Consider the following 19,656-nt stretch of genomic DNA (forward strand, 5'->3'; position numbering starts at 1 on the left):
TTCCGCATAAGACTCCAAGAAAATGTATAAAAAGAAAAATCCACATCCCGCAAGCATCAGAAAATCGGAAGCTACTCCGCTTGGACAGGTCATCAATGAAATGTTTGATGCTTATCACCTCAACAGAAAAGTAGATCAAACACAAGTAGTGAATTTGTGGCCAAAAATAATGGGCAAGGCTATTGCAAGTAGAACAAAAGGTGTTTTTATGAAGGACAGCAAACTTTTCGTGACGGTTGAATCTAGTGCCCTCAAACAGGAGCTCCATATGAGCAAAGAAAGGATCATATATTTATTCAGGGAAGAACTAGGTAAAGAAGTGGTGAAGGAAATAGTGTTGCTATAAGTGTTGAGGTTTTGAAGTTATTAAGTGTTTATGTTTATAGGTGTTGGTTTACTTTTCAAGCATTTCCTTCAAATTTTTCCAAACAGTTTCCGCTACAATTTTATGACCTTCAGGTGTTGGATGGATGCCGTCCGGTAGGTTTAAGTCTGCTTCACCGCCCACATCTTTCAAAAGAAAAGGAATGAGATTTACATTTTTTTCTTCTGCTATTTTAGGGAATATCTTTTGAAATTCTTCTGCATAAGCTTGTCCCATATTTGGAGGTACCATCATGCCTGCGAGCAGAATTTTTACATCAGGATGGATTTTCCTGACTTTATCAATTATCGCTCTTAGGTTTTTATTGGTTTCTTCAGGTTTAATACCTCTCAAACCATCATTTCCTCCTAATTCCAAAATAAAAATTTCTACTGGCTGACGTTTTACAACCCATTCTACTCTTGATAATCCGCTGGCTGTAGTCTCCCCACTTACTCCGGCATTGATTACATTGTATTCGTAGCCTAATGAATCCAATCTTTCCTGAATCAAACCGGCAAAAGCTTCTTCCGCTTCTACTCCATATCCTGCTGTAAGACTGTTACCAAAGAAAATGATGTTGTTTTGTTGTTCTGCTTTTTCAGTAACTTTTTCCTCTACTTTTTTTTCAGTTGTTTTTTCTTCCTTCTTTGGGTTTGAATTACAGGCTGTAGTCAAAACAATTAGTATCGCCAATAGATGATTGAATGAGAATTTCATATTTTGCGTAAATTAAGCTTAGTAATAGAAAGTTTAATCTACGCAAAATGTTATAAAATGATTGATTTAAGAAGTATTCTTCTGATAAGCTTTTCTGTATGTTTATTTTTTGGGTGTAATCAACAGCCAAAAATGCCCGTTTCGGAAAATGCTGAAATAATGAAAATTGCAGAGGGTTTTGATTTCACTGAAGGCCCAACAGCCGATAGGTCAGGAAATGTCTATTTCACCGATCAACCCAATAATAAAATTTATAAATATGCTCTTAATGGGGAACTAAGTATTTTCACAGATAGCTCTGGCAGATCAAATGGATTATATATTGATCATAATCAAAATCTCTGGGCTTGTGCAGATGGAAAGAATCAATTGTGGAAATTCTCTTTAGATGGTGAGAAGGAAATCATTTTAAATCCATCGGGAGATTTAGCTTTTAATGGGCCGAATGATGTTTGGGTTCACAAAAACGGAAATCTTTATTTTACAGATCCGATTTACCAAAGACCATATTGGGAAAATCAGCACGATACCGTTGGGCATCAATCTGTTTATTTATTGAAAAATGCTGAGCCAATTTTGTTGGATTCAACGCTTGTTCAAGCCAATGGAGTGGTCGGAAATTCAGAAGAGAACTTGCTGTTTGTGGCTGATATTGGCGCTGATAAAACTTATCGCTATAAAATTAATAAAGAAGGGATGCTCGTAGACAAAAAACTTTTTGTTTCACAGGGTTCAGACGGAATGACTTTGGATTCAGAAGGAAATTTATATTTGACAGGAAATGGAGTGGATATTTATGATAAGGATGGGAGTTTTCTCCAACACCTTGATATTCCTGAAGATTGGACAGCCAACATTTGTTTTGGAGGTAAGGATTTTGATCGATTAATTATTACGGCATCCCGATCCTTGTACAAAGTTAAAACCAATGTGAAAACCGTTCGTTGAAAAGGCTTTGCAGAAAGAAAACACCCCTTCTATTTTTGCATCGATTTTTAAATTTTCAAATTCTTCAACATGACTTTTAGAGTAATTATTATTTTAACTTTTTTATTTTCCTTTAGCCCAGTTATAGCTCAAGATGATCCGGATTTAGGTGCTTGGTATATGTATTTTGGTGGGGTAGAATTTGAGAACAGTCAATTTGGAATTCATGCTGAGGCTCAATATCGAAATCACAATATAATTGGTGATTTAGAACAATTGCTATTAAGAACTGGGATGCGATATCATTTAAAAGATGGGTCTGCCACATTCACTTTAGGCTATGGAAATATAACGACCCAAGCCGTTGGCGAACCCAACAATACGGTTGTAGAAAACCGGATTTATCAAGAAGCTTTATTAAAGCAAAATGTGTCAATAGTTTCCTTAAATCACCGTTTCAGATACGAGCAGCGTTTTGTGGATAATCAAGATTTCCGAACGCGATTGCGATATGCCTTATTTATCAATATTCCACTATCAGATAAAAAATTTAGCAAGGGCGCATTTTACATTCCAATTTACAATGAGATTTTCATAAATGGTGAAAAAATGGAAAACATAGAGTATTTTGATAGGAACCGCCTTTATGGAGGTTTAGGCTATGTTTGGAAAGAAAACATGAGATTCCAAGTGGGTGTGATGGAGCAAACACTCAATAGTGATTTTAGTAAAACCCAATTACAGTTTTCATTCCATCATAATTTTCAATTTAATTAGAACTCAAATGAGAAATCAAAGCTATGTCGATTTTGCAATTTATAATATTTGGGCGAATAACAAGTTTATAGATGCACTCTCGAATATTAATGAAGAACTGCTAAACCAAAAAATTGAAGCAAGTTTTCCCAGTATTATTAAAACGATTTCTCACTTGTGGATGGCTGAAATGGGCTGGCTTTCTAGGCTTCAAGATAAAGGTTGGGAAGTCTCGGAAATCACCAACTTTTCAGGTAATGCTAAGGAGCAATTAAAATCATGGCAAAAAACTTCTGCCGCTTTTAAAAGCTTTGTAGAGAATCAAGATTTAGAACAAAAGCTTCATTTTGATCATAAAGGTAAGAGTTACTCCATTCCTTTTCGTGAAATTGCTCAAACAGTCTTTACTCATGGTAGCTATCACCGCGGCCAATTGGTGATGATGATGCGCCAGCTTGGAATTACAAATATTCCTAAAACAGATTATATCGAGTGGGTTAGGCAAAATGTTTAAACTATTAATTCAATATTGAACTAATATTCTATTACACTCATCAGATTATTTGCATATTAGTTCAATTTTGAACTAAAATGACTAATTTTGCAGCCCAAATTGCAATAAAAAAGAATCTCATGAGTCAAGCTGTACGTGTACGTTTTGCCCCAAGTCCTACGGGACCTCTCCACATTGGAGGAGTCAGAACGGCTTTATATAATTACCTTTTTGCTAAGAAAGCAGGAGGTCAATTTATTTTAAGAATAGAAGATACCGACCAAAACCGCTATGTTAATGGTGCTGAAGATTATATTCATCAAACCTTAAAATGGCTGGGGATAACGCCTGATGAAAGTCCTTGGAATGATCAAGGAGAAGTTGGACCCTACCGACAAAGTGAACGTAAAGAGCATTACGCTAAGTATGCTCAGCAATTATTAGATGATGACAAGGCTTACTATGCTTTTGATACTTCTGAAGAGTTGGATGAAATGCGCGAGCGATTGAAAGCGGCCAGAGTGGATACGCCACAGTATAATGCTATCACTCGAATGCAAATGAAAAACTCCTTGACTCTATCTAAAGAGGAAGTAGAAGCCAAATTGGATGCAGGTGAGCCTTATGTGATTCGTTTAAAAGTACCCCGAAAGGAAGAAGTTCGCTTAAATGACAAAGTTCGAGGATGGGTGATGGTGCATTCCACGCAGATAGATGATAAAATCTTAATGAAATCTGATGGAATGCCGACTTATCATCTCGCCAATGTGATCGATGATCATTTGATGGGCATAACTCATGTAATCCGTGGGGAAGAATGGTTACCGTCAGCTCCTTTGCATGTTTTGCTTTACCAATTTTTTGGTTGGGAAGATACAATGCCAGAATTTGCCCATTTACCTTTATTGCTAAAACCAGACGGTAATGGAAAATTAAGCAAGCGAGATGCTGAAAAGCATGGGTTTCCAATTTTTCCGATGGAATGGAAAGACCCGGCTTCAGGAGAGTTTTTAGCAGGCTTTAAAGAGGAGGGATACCTTCCTGACGCACTATTGAACTTTCTGGCATTTTTAGGTTGGAACCCGGGTAATGAGCAAGAAATATTCAGTTTGGAGGAATTGATTGAAGCTTTTACCATAGAAAGAATTGGAAAAGCCGGAGCTAAATTTGATATCCAAAAAGCCAAATGGTTCAATGAGCAATACCTTAAAAATAAATCCAATTCAGAATTGGCAGAATATCTAAGAAATGATGTTGAAGCAAATGGAATTGAGGTTTCTCAAGAAAAATTGGAGCGCATTGTTCATGCACTAAAAGAAAGGGTGACTTTTCCAACGGAATTTTGGACTCAAGGACAGTATTTCTTCCAAAAGCCTGATAGCTATGATGAAAAAGTAGTGAGAAAGAAATGGAATGCAGATGTCGATAAAGCCTTAAGCTTATATGCGGATGCTTTAGAAAAGGTTGATCACTTGGATGCAGGCAATGCCAAAGCAACTTTTGCCTCCGTTTTAGAAGAGGAAGGAATTGGCATGGGGAAAGTAATGCAGTCCTTAAGGGTAAGCATTACTGGACAAGCTGGAGGTCCTGATTTAATGGAGATTATAGAAATTTTAGGCAAGGAAGAAATAACAGAAAGGATTCGTTTAGCGTTAGAAAAGCTAAAGGATCAAATTTCTGAATGATGCCAAAAAAGAAAGACGATAAAAAGAAAGAGAAAAAGCCTAGTGTTAATCCTAAGTTAGAGGGATTTGATGTAAAAATCGATCCCTTTGGTGAAATTCAAACTAGTTTTGATATCGATAGGATCAACCAGTTTTTGAATAACGAAGTGGAAGATAAAAAATTAAAGGATAGGGAAGATATTGAGGATTTGAAAAATAAAGACGAGGAAGAGTGAAATAATCCCAAGAGCAATTTTATTCGCTCTTGGGATTATTTTTTTGGTTTTATTTGACCATTATTTTTCTTACAACCACATTTTCTGAATCTAGAACTTTTAAAACATAAAGACCCGATTCTAAATTTGTCACATCAATAGTACTAGATTTTGCATTCAAATTTCCACTTTGCTCTATTTTTCCAGAAAGTGAAATGATTTGATAAGCGGTAGCCTCCATTTTTCCTGTAAAAATTTCCAGTTCAGAAACAGCAGGATTTGGATGAACATTAAACCCAGCTGACTCAATTTCTGAGGAAAGTCTTTCTGTATTAGTCAAGCTTCTAAAATTATTGCCTACACAAAAGCTTGTGCTTTCGCCACTGCCGAAACTTCCTCCCGAAACAATTACATTATTTCCGTTGCTTAAAGTATAAGAACCACTTCCGTAAGAACAGCAAATTCCATCGCCATAACTATCATAAATAATGAAATCATAACAGCCTTCTGGAACGGTGATGGAAACATTAGCAGTACTTCCGTCTGCATAATTTCCATAAGGACCTCCTTCTGCTATTACAGTTGAACCCTCTACAATTTCCCAGGTGGTTTCTTCAGGATAGTTATCGAAAGTCAGCGATAAATCAAGTGTGCTTTCAACAACTGGCTGAGAAGTGGATACTTCTAAATTATCAATGGCTATATCTCCTTGCCATGTATCAGCTGTTTGACCTACAAATCTTAGTTTTATGGTTTCTCCCAAATAGGCTGATAAATCTATATTCTCAGCTAGCCAAGCAGTGGCTTGATTACCTGATTTTGTCCACAAAGTATTCCAATTAACTCCATCTGTGGTAATTTCCAAAGATAAAAAACCCATATTGCTAGCTCCATACATATGGTAATTAAAATTAAATGAAGCTTGATTTTCACTACCTAAATCAAAACAAGGACTTTCAATAGTGGCTGTTTTATAGGAGTAATTTGGACTGGAAGCCTCAATATAGAAATAGTAATTACCGTCAAAGGCGCTGGCTGGACCTGTGTTGGAAGAAGCTGTTCCTCCTGAATTGATCGTCCAATCAAAATCATCGCTAGTGGATTGAAACCAATCACTTCCACTTTCAAACCCTTGGTTATAGGGAAATGAATTTATGGTATTTTGGCAATCCAAGCTTGGTGCTGGAGCAGAAGTGGTTACCCCTACATTTGAGCTTTGGTTAGATTCATTTCCACCGGCATCTTGTGCAGAAAGACTTACTAAGTAGTTCGTTGAAGCCGACAAGCCATTTACTGTTGCTGTTGTGGAACTAGAATTAGCATATAAACTGCCGTCCAAATAGATTACGTATTGATCCACGCCTACATTATCTGTAGAAGCATTCCAGCTGATATCAAAAGAGGTTTCTGTAACATTGCTTACTTGTAAATTAGCAGGAACTGAAGGCGCTTCCGTGTCTCCTCCGCCTGAACCGGCAATCGAATGACTTCCTAAAAAGCTAAAGGTATCGGAAGAATATCCATCCCATTCTGAAGTAGAATAAGTTGCATTAGGTTCTGATATGGTTTCCTTTCTTACTAAAGTGGTATTCTGACCAAAACTTGAACTGCTATTGAAATTACCTATAACATCAATTAGTTGTCCGTTTTTGAATAATCCAATTGGATCATTTCCATTAAATGACAATGCTGCGCTACTTGAAATTAAATCAGCCTCAGCTTGCATAGCAGATGCAGCATTTGAATTCACTACAACAAAAACATCTTCGTGTGCGATTGATCCATTTAAGGTTAATTCTCCTGTCCATGAGCCAGAACCATTGGTTTGCTTCATGATGGAATAAGCTGATAAATCAACCAGTGAACCAGTAAAATTGGCAATTTCTAAACCTTTATTGTAAGAAGAGCCTTCAATGTATTCAGAGAAAATAAGCTCACTGGTTGATCCACTTCCTCCACCTGAACTTATTACATTTACCGTATAGTTTTGAGAATTGCTTGCTGATCCATCAGAAACATTTAGGGTAACAGAATAATCTCCTGCTGTTTGAGTACTACCCGTGATAGTTGCAGAACCGCTGCCATTATCCGTAAAGCTCATCCAATTTGGTAAAGTAGAAGCAGAGATGCTAACATCATCTCCATCAGGATCAGTAGTTGTGATTGAATACGAATAGGTACTCTCAGCAGATAATGTTGTTACTGGACTAGAAGTAAAATAGGGCGCAATATTTCCACCAGAAGTTGAGCAGCTATAAATTTCACATACATATTCAGGGTGATCTATGAAAGGATTTCTATTATTCTGATAGCTGTAGATAACATTATTTCTTTGAATTTCAGCTGCACTTACTGGGTCTTGTTGATGCCATTCTAATAATACAGATAGCTTTCCGTGATATGGAGACTTATCAGTACTTCCCAATAAAGTTTCGGTCAGTTCTAAATCGACATCACCATTTTCTCCTTCATAGCGAGTTGCCATATAGAACATCATTCGTGCTACATCACCTTTAACTTCATCACGTGGTTCCCAAACATCTGCTGTACTGCTTGTTTTTGATAAAGTACTGCCAGAGTAAAAGCCTTGGGTATCGGTATAAAAAGTATCTCCATAGTCAAAATTCATATTGCCTCTAGCACCATTTGTAGAAATATCAGCTACTGCCAAATGATGGCAATCCGTTCCTGGGCCTTCACTGGTACCAAAATCCCCTCTTGATTTAGCCCATACGTGCTCTCTATTCCAGCCGTCACCATTATTGTATTCTGCAGAAGCATCCATTGAAAAACCCGAATAAATTCCAATTACATTGGCTGAATTGTTCGGGTCTTTATCAGCTTCTTTTAAAATGTCCCACACATCTATGCCTGAACTGCTATAGGGATATGTAGTGTGTCCGCTAATAATATCATTTAGAGCGGCTTTCAGTTGATCTCCTGTTTTACCATTTGCGGAATCGTAATATCCTGAAGGTATTTGAGCTTGTGAATGATGAAAAAGTAAACCCATCAAAAGAAAAAGCATTAGACTTCTGATGAAATCTCGGGTTTTAAATTGAAATAGCATATTAGTTTAGTTAAATTGGTTTAATGCAATTACATCAACCCCTTAAGTTCCTCAATCTCTCATGGTTGATTTATATTTATTGAAAATTGATTTCGCAATAAAGCAAGTAAAATTCTTGAAATGAAGTAATTATGGAATAATAATGATTTGATAATATTAAAATTATTCAAGATTGATTTTAAGTAAGTTTACCGATAAAGTACAATTTGTATAAACAAAAAAGCGTAGATAATTTTCATTAACTACGCTTAGTTGCTCTATAATAGGTATAAATGTTATCTCTATAGATAATTCTATTCTTGTACAAAAGACTGTAAAAGCGCTCTCACCTCCTCATTATTTTCAACTGCATATTTCGCATAAGAAAATCCGCTACCCACTTTCACTGTTAAAGCTTGTTTTGGTAGTGCTTCAAATGTGTCTTCATCTGTTCTGTCATCTCCAAAAGCCATAATGAAGTCAGCTGTTTCATCTTTTAATCTTTCTAAAGCAGCTTTACCTTTATTAATAATCGATGGTTTCACCTCAACCACATGATCTCCTTCAATTACATCCAAGCCTTTATTGGTCATGAAATGTTTCAAGTGACTGGAGAGCTCACTTGATCGCAAGCTACCAAGTCCCTTTTCTACTTTTCTATAATGCCAAACCAATGTATGCTCTTTTTCTTCTAAAAATGAGCCTGGTGTTCTTTGAATGTAGAATTCTAAAATATCTCTTGCCTCATTTTTCCACCCATCATTTTGTAAATCTCCACTCACTTGCCATTTAGCCCCCGCTCTTTTGGTTTTGATACCGTGCTCGGCTATCAAGTCAATATTGAATTCATCAAGCCATTCTTCTAAGGTTGCCGCTTTTCTTCCACTTATAACTACCAATTTAGCTTTTACAGCCAATTGATGTAAAATTTGAGATAATTCAGCATCTGGCGCACATTCATCAGGGTTTTCATGGAATGGTACTAAGGTTCCATCATAATCAAGGAAAATTATAGGGTTTTTTGCCTTTTTAAACTCCTTGGTAATATTACTTTTAATCTTATCATTTAGCTTTTTGGTAGCCATCGATTGTTGTCGCTCCTTGAGATCTTTTAAATTATTCATAAAAAGATCCACCCATTGGAAAATGGTATATTTCTTCACTGTTCTCTGCATGATTTTCATCCTGCGCTTTTGCTCATTCAGCGGCATTTCCAAGGCTCTTTTAATGGCTTCTACCATTTCATTTTGATCATTTGGGTTAACCAAAATTGCATCAGATAACTCTTTAGAAGCACCTGCCATTTCACTCAATATTAATACTCCATCCTCATTCTCCCTACTGGCAATATATTCCTTGCATACCAGATTCATCCCATCTCTTTTTGGCGTGATCATGGCGATTTTGCACATTCTGTAAAATGCTGAAAGATCATCTAAGGGGAAGCTTCTATAGTAGAAATGAACAGGTACGTAATTAATAGTTCCGTATTTTCCGTTCACGTGTCCGACTAAGAACTCCACCTTTTCTTTTAGTGCTTTATAGCTGGCAACCTGATCTCGTGATGGAACCACAATTAAAAATAGTGAAACTCTGCCCTGATACTCTGGATATTTTTCTAAGAACTTGTCAAAAGCTTGCAAACGCCCCGGAATTCCTTTTGAATAATCTAGTCGATCCATTGAGAGGATCAATTCCTGACTCCCAAGAGAATCTCGATAGCTGATTTCTTTTGCTTTCGCCAATTGGCTGGTAGCAGACTGCAGGTATTTTTCATAGTCAATTCCCATTGGGAGAGAATCAGCCTCTACTAGTCTATTTTTAACTAGAATCTGATTGCGTTCGTAACTATAACCTGCCAAGCGGTGACAGCTACTTAAAAAATGGCGCATATCATCATAAGTATGAAAACCAATGTAGTCTGCACCTAGTACTCCATTCAGCAGCTTTTTTCTCCATGGAATCATTCTGAAAACTTCATATGATGGGAAAGGAATATGCTGAAAGAAACCTATTGTTACATTCGGAAATTGTTTTCGAATCATTTCCGGAACAAGCATTAACTGATAGTCATGTACCCATATAATATCATCGGGCTCTAACCATTTAGAAACAGCATCGGCAAATTTCCTATTAGCATTGTAATAGGATTCCCATTCCTCATCAACAAATCGCATGTGATGAATGAAGTAATGAAAGGCAGGCCATAGGGTTTGATTGCTGAAGCCTAAGTAAAAGTCTTCAACATCATCGTCAGTTAAAAAAACCGGTCGCATATTACGATCTATCAATTCTTTCTCTACTTCTTGCTCCTCTTCATGATCTAATGAAATGCCAGGCCATCCAATCCAAATGTTATTGCCTTCTTTGTATATCGAACCTAATCCAGTAGCTAAACCTCCTTCGCTCGTCTTGTAGACTTTTTGCCCATCTTCTTTCTCTATTCTGATTGGTAATCGATTGGATACAATTATTGTTTTTGCCATAAGTGAGATAGTTTACAACCAATTTAAGAGATATGCCTTTTAAATCATAAAAGAAGGGGAATTGTTTTGCGTAAAATATTGAGTCATAAAGAGAAAACGGTAAACATGTTCGAAAACAGCCACAATGATTCAGGCTTAAATAAATTCTATTTCGAACGTAGGGTTGTGAAAAACTCTGTTGCTGTAAAGTGAAAAAGGCACGCCTCATTGAGGAGTGCCTAATAAAAATGGCTCATGAAAGTCGATTCGAACTAATTAGATTGTTTTAAATCTGTCAAAGGCAGCTTTTTCTAATTCTTCCCTCGCATCTGGATGTGCAATTGAAATTAGGGCTTTGGCTCTTTGTTTCAGGTTTTTGCCATACAGGTCAACTACTCCGTATTCAGTCACCACATAATGCACGTGAGCTCTTGTGGTGGTTACGCCAGCACCTTCCTGTAAAAATGGAACGATTTTACTCACTCCCTTTTTAGTTGCAGCCGGCATGGCTAAAATTGCTTTTCCTCCTTCAGACAAAGATGCACCTCTGATGAAATCCATTTGTCCACCTACTCCTGAAAATTGCATCTTTCCAATTGTATCGGCACAAACCTGACCTGTTAAGTCGATTTCTATGGCAGAGTTAATGGCGGTTACTTTCGGGTTCCTTCTGATGATTGCCGTATCATTAGTGTAGGCCGCTTCTTTCATGTGGACTAAAGGATTATCATCCATAAAGTCGTAAAGTTTTTGAGATCCAACTGCAAAACAAGTTACCAATTTGCCTGTTTTGACTTCTTTTTTGCTACCGTTAATCACCCCACTTTCTACTAATGGTAAGATGCCATCAGAGAACATTTCAGTATGAATACCCAAGTTTTTATGGTTTCCTAAATTTTGTAATGCTGCATTTGGAATGGCGCCAATTCCCATTTGCAGGGTAGCTCCATCATCTACTAACCCGGCAACATGTGCTCCGATTTGCTGTTCAATTTCAGATGCTAACACAATATCATGGGCATGAATAGGTTCGTTTGCTTCAATGGCATAATCAATTTGACTAACGTGTATGATGCCATCTCCATGAGTTCTTGGCACATTAGGGTTAACCTGTGCAATTACAAGTTTTGCGGTTTGGATAGCAGGAATCGTCACATCTACCGAAACTCCTAAAGAGCAATATCCATGTCGGTCAGGAGTAGAAATTTGAATAAAGGCTACATCCAAAGGCAAGATATTTCTTCTGAACAGCCAATGCACTTCACTTAAGAAAATTGGAATATAATCACCTCTTCCAGCTTGAATTGCTTTTCTAACATTTCCGCCCACAAAAGCACTATTGATTCTAAAAGATTTATAATAGGGCTCTTCCGTATAAGCTGCTCTTCCTTCCGTGTGGAGGTGCATTACTTCCACATTTTCTAATGATTGATATCTATTGGCCAAAGCATCTATTAATGTTACTGGAGTCATAGCGGCTCCTTGAATAAATACTCTGTCGCCTGATTTTACGTGTGAAACAGCCTCTTCGGCTGTTACTATTTTTAATGAATTATCCATATTTCTTGTTGTTTTGCGATTGCAAATTTACTATCCATAAGATAAGTATTATTGAGTAATACCAATGAAAAGAATGATAAATGTCAGGGTTTTGTATTCGTGCATAAACAAGCCTAAGGCTTGAGGTGATTCACCAAAGGCACAAACCTCCCTGTCGTCAGACAGGGGGGCAAAGACCTCGCAAAGGGATTTAACAACTGCTTCCCAGAAATGTCAGACATTTTAATGTAGGGACATTTGTTCGCAATAGAGCAGTTAGCTTAGTTATTGATGTCCGACTTTTTCAAAGTCTGACATTTGCACAGAAAAAGCTATATCTAAAGTACTCATTCTTTTTTACTAAATTAGAATCAAACTTCAGTTAACATGAACAAACAACCTTTTTTCAATCTAAAGAACGGATTACTCTTTCCTATTCAATTTCAAATTTTGGGCTATGTACTCTTATTTGCAGGGCTAGCCCTCATAGTTATCAATATTTGGGCAAGTATTATCTTCATTTTGCTTGGAGGGGTAATTGTTACTGCTTTATCAGGAATTGAAATAAAGAATGATAAATTTCGAGAATATAATTCTTTCTTTTTCATAAAAAATGGTAAGTGGGAACCTTTAAGAAAAGTTGAAAAGATTTTTATTAAGAGAGTTAAAGTCAGTCAGAAGTTTTATGGCAGAGCGAACCAGAGCTCAACTAGTAGAAATGTTGTTTATAAAGCTTTTTTGAAGTTTGAAAATGGACAAACCATATTTTTATCCGATCACAAAAATAAAGGCAAGGTGGAAAGTAAATTAAAAGAAATAGCCGATTTTCTAAAGACTGAGATTATTGATTACACTAATTAGCTACTTTGGCTTTGCTGATTAACTCTTCAATCCAAGACTCTGCTTCTTCTGAATTTGAGAATATTTTATAAGGAACGGGTTGGTTCTGAAATGAAAAAATCATTTTTAAAACCGCCCTAATAGCAGCGCTTGGTATTACATATGCTGTTCCTAGACAATAATTTTCCATTAATTTCCAATGTTGGCTGAGCCAAAGGGCTTGTTTTCTTTGATGGGATAATTTTGGAATAACAGCCTTGTTGGCATCAAACGTTATTGCTATTTGTTGCCTATCGTCATAACAGCTTTGCAATTCGTCTAAATATTGCTGAAAATTTTCATCAGTACTTTTTTCACCTGTAAAAGTTACGGTGATAATGGGTTTCGTAGAAGAATCAACTGTGGCGTAGGACTTCATTTTAGATTTTTTACTATTTTGATTTTAACTACGTAAAGTCATTAAAGTTTAGATTTAAGAATTCGAATTAAATTTTTTCAAATCAAAAACCAATTTCATTTTATCTATAGCTAGCACTTCACGGAGCTAAAACCAATTTCTAAATACAACTCTCTGAATATCTCCAGTGGAGGATTAAATAGAGCTCGCCACATTAAAGAAAGAATCATCTTTTGCAGGCAATTCAGTTTTTCCCATCAAATATTGATCTACCTCTCTAGCCGCTTCTCTACCTTCTGAAATGGCCCAAACCACTAAAGACTGACCTCTTCTAGCATCACCAGCTGTGAATATATTATCCACATTGGTTTTGTAATGATTGGCCTCTACGGTTCCAGCTTGCGTTGTATGCACTCCTAAGCTTTCCAATAAGTGGTTTTCAGGTTGGGTAAAACCAATGGCTAAGAGAGCCAGTTCGCAAGGAACATCTCTTTCAGTACCTTGAATCTCCTGCATATTTTGTCTTCCTCCCTGATTTACCCACTCAATATCCACTAAAGTAATATGAGTTAATTGTCCTTTTTCATTCCCTTTAAATTCCTTGGTCAATACTCCCCATTTTCTCTCTCCACCTTCTTCATGAGATGAGGAGGTACGTAGAGTCATGGGCCAAAGTGGCCAAGGATCAGATTCACCTCTGTTTTGAGGTGGTTTTGGCATTAATTCCAATTGTAAGACTGAGCTTGCATGTTGTCGGTGGGATGTCCCTATACAATCAGAGCCTGTATCTCCACCGCCAATTACCACTACATTTTTTCCATGAGCTGATATTTTATCTTTTACTTCATCACCTGCAACTTCTTTATTCTGCATGGTTAAGAAATCCATTGCAAACTCAATTCCAGTTAAATCCCGTCCTGGAATAGGTAAATCTCTAGGCACGGTAGAGCCAGTACAAATCACAATGGAATCAAAATCATCTTTGAGCATATCCGGATTAATGTTTTTACCCACTTCTGCATTCACTTTAAAGCGAACACCTTCTTCATCCATGATATTGATTCTGCGCTCGACATATTGTTTTTCAAGCTTAAAATCAGGAATGCCATATCGCAATAAACCACCTATTCTGGTTTCTCTTTCAAAAACCGTAACCCAATGCCCCGCTTTATTCAGTTGATCAGCAGCGGCTAAACCTGCTGGGCCAGAACCAATGACGGCTACTTTTTTGCCAGTTCTTTCCTGTGGTGGATCAGCTTTGATATAACCTAATTCATACGCTTTTTCAGCTATGGTCTTTTCGATATGCTCAATGGCAACTGCCGGCTTGTTGATACCTAATACGCAACTTGCTTCGCATGGAGCAGGGCAAATTCTCCCTGTAAATTCAGGGAAGTTATTGGTAGAATAAAGAATTTCAGCGGCTTCTTCCCAGTTTTCTCGATAAACTGCATCATTAAATTCAGGAATGATATTGCCAAGCGGGCAACCAGAATGGCAGAATGGAATTCCACAATCCATACATCTAGCAGCTTGTTTTTTGGTTTTCACTTCAGGAAATGGCTGATAAATCTCTTTGAAATCTTCTACTCTCTTTTTGGGAGATCTGCTATCGGGCAACTCCCTATCAAATTTTAAAAATCCGTCTTGTTGTCCCATTCTATGCTACAATTTTTTCGTTCTTATTCTTTTCTTCAGCTTTTTTGGCTTCCAATATGCGTTTGAAGTCGTAAGGAATTACTTTGATAAATTGCGGTAAATACTCCCCAAAATTTTCCAGTATCCTTTTTGCTTTTTGGCTTCCCGTGGATTGCGCATGGTAGCTGATTAATGATTTTAATTCTTCTGTATCTTCCTCGGAAGGACTTTCCAGACTTACCATTGCTTTGTTGCAATTACCTTCAAATACTTTCTTTTCGTCTAATACGTAGGCTATTCCGCCACTCATACCTGCTGCAAAGTTTTTGCCGGTTTCTCCTAATACCACTACTCTTCCGCCTGTCATATATTCACAGGCATGATCTCCGACTCCTTCTACTACAGCTCTAACTCCTGAATTTCTCACGGCAAATCTTTCTCCCGCCATGCCATTTATGTAAGCATATCCAGACGTGGCACCATAAAAAGCTACATTTCCAATAATAATATTCTCGGATGCATCAAAAGCCGAATTTTTAGGTGGATATATGATTAGTTTACCTCCCGAAAGTCCCTTTCCATAATAGTCATTCGATTCCCCTTCTATTTCAAATGTGACTCCTTGTGCTAAAAATGCACCGAAACTTTGCCCTGCCGAGCCGTCAAATTTGTATCGGATGGTATCTTCAGGAAGACCATCTGCTTTGTATTTCTTACTAATTTCATTGGATAAAATAGCTCCTACTGCTCGATTAATGTTCCGAATTGGGAAAGTTTCTCTTACCGGTTTTTTATTCTCCATTGACTCTTTAGCAACTTCCAATAACTTCCAGTCTAACACTTCTTCCAATTCATGCTCTTGTTCAATTTGTTTGAAGACTCCTACTTGCTCAGGAATATTTTCTTGATAGAGGATTGGGCTTAAATCTAAATCTTTCAATTTCCAGAACGGAACATCATTTCTAACTTTTAGCACTTCTGAATGCCCCACCATTTCATCTATTGTTTTGAATCCGAGTTGTGCCATGATTTCCCTTAAATCTTCTGTTAAGAAGCGGAAGAAGTTCACTACATGCTCAGGTTCACCAGTGAATAACTTTCTTAACTCAGGATTTTGTGTGGCAACTCCTACAGGACAAGTATTCGTATGACATTTTCTCATCATGATACAGCCTTCCACCACTAAAGCCGCAGTGGAAATTCCCCATTCTTCAGCTCCTAAAAGTGTTGCAATGGCTAAATCTCTTCCAGTCCTCATTTGACCGTCAGTTTGCACTGTAATTCGACTTCGTAAATTATTTTTTACTAAAGTTTGATGCGCTTCTGCCAAGCCTAATTCCCATGGTAAACCTGCGTGGCGAATAGAACTTAAAGGAGACGCCCCAGTTCCGCCATCTGCTCCGGAAATTAAAACTACATCTGCATTGGCTTTAGAAACACCAGCCGCAACAGTACCTACTCCAGCTTGGGAAACCAATTTTACATTAATTCTAGCTGCACGATTAGCATTTTTTAGATCGAAAATCAATTGTGCCAAATCCTCAATGGAATAGATGTCGTGATGAGGAGGGGGTGAAATTAATCCTACGCCCGGAGTGGAATGTCTTACCCTACCGATCCATTCATCTACTTTATGACCTGGCAATTGACCACCTTCACCCGGTTTAGCACCTTGCGCCATTTTAATTTGCAATTCATCTGCATTGGTCAAATAATAACTGGTTACTCCAAATCTACCGGAAGCCACTTGCTTGATCGCAGAGCGTTCCCAATCGCCATTGGGTTTTACTTCAAACCGTACTTCATCTTCTCCTCCTTCTCCACTATTACTTTTAGCACCAATTCTATTCATGGCAATTGCTAAAGTAGAATGAGCCTCATGAGAAATTGAGCCAAATGACATTGCTCCAGTGGCAAATCTTTTCATGATATTTTCAGCGGGCTCTACTTCAGATAATGAAATGGGTACTCGCTTTTTGAAATCGAAAAGCCCTCTCAACGTCAGCGTATCTTTTACCTGATCGTTGATTTTGGAGGCATATTTTTTATACAAAGAGAAATTGGCTGTCTTAGTTGAATGCTGCAGCAAATGAATAGTTTCGGGGTTGAAAAGATGCTTTTCTCCTCTTAATTTCCATTGGTAAACACCGCCCACTTCCAAGCCTTTTTTGACTTGCTCATTTTTTGGAAAAGCTTGTAAATGTCTTACCAACACTTCTCTTGCTAATCCGTCAAAATCTATTCCTTCAATTCTGGAAATGGTTCCGGTAAAGCATTTTTCAATTACAGTAGAGTGCAATCCTAAAGCTTCAAAAATTTGAGCACTTTGATAAGATTGCAAAGTACTGATGCCCATCTTGGATAAGATTTTTAGCAATCCATAGCCAATAGCTGTTTGGTAATTAGCAACTGCTTCTTCTTTTGTAATTTCTTCACCCAATAAATTTTTATCATGTAAATCTTCTATGGATTTAATAGCCAAATATGGATTGATGGCACTAGCTCCATACCCAATAATAGTAGCAAAATGATGGGTTTCCCTAACATCTCCAGCTTCAATTACCAAACCGGTTTTAGTTCTTAAATTCTTTTTAACTAAATGCTGATGCACCGCACCAGTAGATAATAATGAAGGAATTGGTGCGTGATCGTCATCTATATTTTTATCGGAAAGAATTAAAACCACTTTTCCATTATTGGCCGCATCTTCTGCCTTAGCACAAATCGCATTTAACCCCTCTTCCAATCTTCCGGGAGCTCCATCTGCCTTGAAAACACAATCGATAATTTCATAATCGAAGCCTATGTCTTTCAGATACATAAACTTAGCAATATCGGACTGGAGCAAAACAGGTTGAGAAATATGCACTTGTTTAGCGTGTGCTGGAGTTTCTTCCAAAATATTTAAACTTTCCCCAACTCTTGTAAACAAGGACATGACCATTCGCTCACGAATAGGATCAATTGGCGGATTACTTACTTGGGCAAAAAGCTGTTTGAAATAATTGGCTATATGCTGACTTTGCTTACTTAAGATTGCTAAAGGAGTATCTGCCCCCATGGAGCCGATTGGCTCTGTGGCACGAAGTGCCATGTCGGCCAAAATCACTTTCAATTCTTCTGATGTATAGCCATAAGCTTTTTGCTTTCTTAATAGAATATCTCCTGAGATTTTCTCTGTCTTAATTTCAGGTGCAGGTAAATTTCTCAATTTGACTCTGTGAGCCACAATCCAATCTTGATAGGATTTATTAGCTGTTACGCCTTGCTTAATTTCTTCATCGAACAATACTTTTTGCTGTTCGATATCTGCCATTAGCATTTTTCCTGGCTGTAATCTTCCTTTTTGGATCACATCATCTGAAGCAACGGGTAGGGCACCCGCTTCGGATGATACGATCAATCGACCGCTTTTGGTAATGCAGAATCTGGAAGGACGTAGACCATTTCTATCTAATGTAGCCCCTACTTTTTTACCATCTGTAAAAATGAGAGCAGCTGGTCCATCCCAAGGTTCCATAATGGAAGCATGGTATTTATAAAAAGCTTTTCGGTCTTTGTCCATCATGCTATTGTCCTGCCAAGCTTCTGGCACTAACATCATTAATACATGCTCCAAAGGACGACCGTCCAACACTAACATTTCTACTATTCCATCTAAATTGGCAGAATCGGAATGTTCCGGGTTGGTAACGGGTAACAATTTTTCCAACTCACTACCCGAGAAAACCTTAGAATCGAAATTGGCTTCTTTTGATTTCATTTTTGTCACATTACCTCGGATGGTATTGATTTCACCATTATGCGCTATAAACCTGAAGGGCTGTGCCAACTTCCAATTTGGGAAAGTGTTAGTGGAAAATCGAGAGTGGATAATGGCAAAGGCGGATTTAAAACGTTCATCTCTTAAATCATCAAAGTATTCACGTAATTGATTAGTTCGTAACTGACCTTTATAGATTACGGTATTGGTGGACAGACTGCATACATAAAATGCTTTGTTATTTCCTTGGACGTGATGTCCAATATAGTGCGTACTGTAATTTCTCAGGACGAATAGTTTGCGCTCTAGCTCATCTCTTGTCAAATCATTTTCGGGCTGAATGAACACCTGTTCAATTAATGGTTCAACTGGCTTTGCACCTGAGCCAGGTACTTTTTCATTGACTGGTATGGTTCTGTATCCTACTATTTTTAAACCTAATTCTTCGGCATGTTGATTAATAACAGATTTACATTCATCTGCCACCTGATTCACTTTAGGAAAGAAGAAAATTCCTGTTCCAACAGCTTTATTTTTCTCTATAGCGATGCCGGCATCTTTTGAAGTCCACTCTATATAGTGTTCGTCAATTTGTAACATAATCCCAGCACCGTCACCAGTTTGCTTATCGGCTCCAGTTCCCCCTCTATGTTCCATGTTTTCCAACATGTCCAGTGCATCCTGAATCAGTTGAAATTCTTTATTTCCATTAATATTAACGATTGTGCCTATTCCGCAGGCATCATGTTCAAAAGCCGAATTGTAAAGAGAATTGTTGCGCATAAATTTGATAGTCAGTCAATTGTAAAATATAATTTACTGATAA

14 protein-coding genes are annotated in these 19,656 nt (G+C 37.5%); 7 read left to right on the forward strand and 7 right to left on the reverse strand.

The annotated features are described in order from the left end of the window. The first annotated feature begins 22 nt into the window (after window positions 1–22). The gene (locus tag FTRAC_RS12555; RefSeq protein ID WP_013454633.1) at window positions 23–346 is read left to right on the forward strand and encodes a DUF721 domain-containing protein; all 324 of its coding nucleotides are present in this window, start codon (window positions 23–25) and stop codon (window positions 344–346) included. Between the two features lie 48 nt (window positions 347–394). Here the strand turns inward: FTRAC_RS12555 and FTRAC_RS12560 are convergent, their stop codons facing one another. Next, the gene (locus tag FTRAC_RS12560) at window positions 395–1,084 is read right to left on the reverse strand and encodes an arylesterase (protein ID WP_013454634.1); all 690 of its coding nucleotides are present in this window, start codon (window positions 1,082–1,084) and stop codon (window positions 395–397) included. A gap of 57 nt (window positions 1,085–1,141) precedes the next feature. Here FTRAC_RS12560 and FTRAC_RS12565 point away from each other — a divergent pair, with 57 nt between their 5' ends. From FTRAC_RS12565 to FTRAC_RS12585, 5 genes are all read left to right on the forward strand, one after another. Further along, window positions 1,142–2,032 (forward strand): SMP-30/gluconolactonase/LRE family protein, encoded by an 891-nt coding sequence (locus FTRAC_RS12565; protein WP_013454635.1) that lies wholly within the window; start codon window positions 1,142–1,144, stop codon window positions 2,030–2,032. Window positions 2,033–2,101: 69 nt separating this feature from the next. Next, window positions 2,102–2,788 carry a DUF2490 domain-containing protein gene (locus tag FTRAC_RS12570; protein WP_013454636.1) on the forward strand — a complete coding sequence of 229 codons (687 nt, stop codon included), beginning with the start codon at window positions 2,102–2,104 and terminating at the stop codon, window positions 2,786–2,788. 7 nt (window positions 2,789–2,795) lie between these two features. Beyond that, complete coding sequence (locus tag FTRAC_RS12575; protein ID WP_013454637.1) at window positions 2,796–3,281, forward strand: DinB family protein; 486 nt, start codon at window positions 2,796–2,798, stop codon at window positions 3,279–3,281. A 119-nt stretch (window positions 3,282–3,400) separates the two neighbouring features. Next, the gene (gene gltX / locus FTRAC_RS12580) at window positions 3,401–4,945 is read left to right on the forward strand and encodes a glutamate--tRNA ligase (RefSeq protein WP_013454638.1); all 1,545 of its coding nucleotides are present in this window, start codon (window positions 3,401–3,403) and stop codon (window positions 4,943–4,945) included. Then, window positions 4,942–5,160, forward strand: a complete 219-nt coding sequence (locus FTRAC_RS12585; protein ID WP_013454639.1) for a hypothetical protein — start codon at window positions 4,942–4,944, stop codon at window positions 5,158–5,160. The genes gltX and FTRAC_RS12585 overlap by 4 nt, the downstream gene beginning before the upstream one ends. Before the next feature lie 49 nt (window positions 5,161–5,209). Here FTRAC_RS12585 and FTRAC_RS19340 read toward each other — a convergent pair whose 3' ends face one another. The 3 genes from FTRAC_RS19340 to FTRAC_RS12605 all read right to left on the reverse strand — a co-directional run bounded on the left by FTRAC_RS19340 (window position 5,210) and on the right by FTRAC_RS12605 (window position 12,213). Next, on the reverse strand, window positions 5,210–8,209 hold the full coding sequence (locus FTRAC_RS19340; RefSeq protein WP_013454640.1) for an endonuclease: 3,000 nt from the start codon (window positions 8,207–8,209) through the stop codon (window positions 5,210–5,212). A gap of 293 nt (window positions 8,210–8,502) precedes the next feature. Continuing rightward, window positions 8,503–10,674 carry a bifunctional alpha,alpha-trehalose-phosphate synthase (UDP-forming)/trehalose-phosphatase gene (locus FTRAC_RS12600; protein ID WP_013454641.1) on the reverse strand — a complete coding sequence of 724 codons (2,172 nt, stop codon included), beginning with the start codon at window positions 10,672–10,674 and terminating at the stop codon, window positions 8,503–8,505. A gap of 255 nt (window positions 10,675–10,929) precedes the next feature. After that, window positions 10,930–12,213, reverse strand: coding sequence for an acetyl-CoA hydrolase/transferase family protein (locus tag FTRAC_RS12605; RefSeq protein ID WP_013454642.1), 1,284 nt, complete (start codon window positions 12,211–12,213; stop codon window positions 10,930–10,932). Between the two features lie 366 nt (window positions 12,214–12,579). On the opposite strand from FTRAC_RS12605, the gene FTRAC_RS12610 reads away from it, so the two are divergent. Continuing rightward, entirely contained in the window at window positions 12,580–13,053 is a 474-nt protein-coding gene (locus FTRAC_RS12610; protein ID WP_013454643.1) for a hypothetical protein, read from the forward strand. Here FTRAC_RS12610 and FTRAC_RS12615 read toward each other — a convergent pair. The 3 genes from FTRAC_RS12615 to gltB all read right to left on the reverse strand — a co-directional run bounded on the left by FTRAC_RS12615 (window position 13,046) and on the right by gltB (window position 19,613). Beyond that, window positions 13,046–13,450, reverse strand: a complete 405-nt coding sequence (locus FTRAC_RS12615) for a SpoIIAA family protein (RefSeq protein WP_013454644.1) — start codon at window positions 13,448–13,450, stop codon at window positions 13,046–13,048. The two genes, FTRAC_RS12610 and FTRAC_RS12615, sit on opposite strands and share 8 nt — an antisense overlap. A gap of 174 nt (window positions 13,451–13,624) precedes the next feature. Beyond that, window positions 13,625–15,088: a glutamate synthase subunit beta gene (locus tag FTRAC_RS12620; protein WP_013454645.1), complete on the reverse strand. Its 1,464-nt coding sequence runs from the start codon at window positions 15,086–15,088 to the stop codon at window positions 13,625–13,627. A 1-nt stretch (window position 15,089) separates the two neighbouring features. Further along, entirely contained in the window at window positions 15,090–19,613 is a 4,524-nt protein-coding gene (gene gltB / locus FTRAC_RS12625; RefSeq protein ID WP_013454646.1) for a glutamate synthase large subunit, read from the reverse strand. Window positions 19,614–19,656: the final 43 nt, after the last annotated feature.

Source organism: Marivirga tractuosa DSM 4126 (assembly GCF_000183425.1).
In the GTDB taxonomy this organism is placed as follows: domain Bacteria; phylum Bacteroidota; class Bacteroidia; order Cytophagales; family Cyclobacteriaceae; genus Marivirga; species Marivirga tractuosa.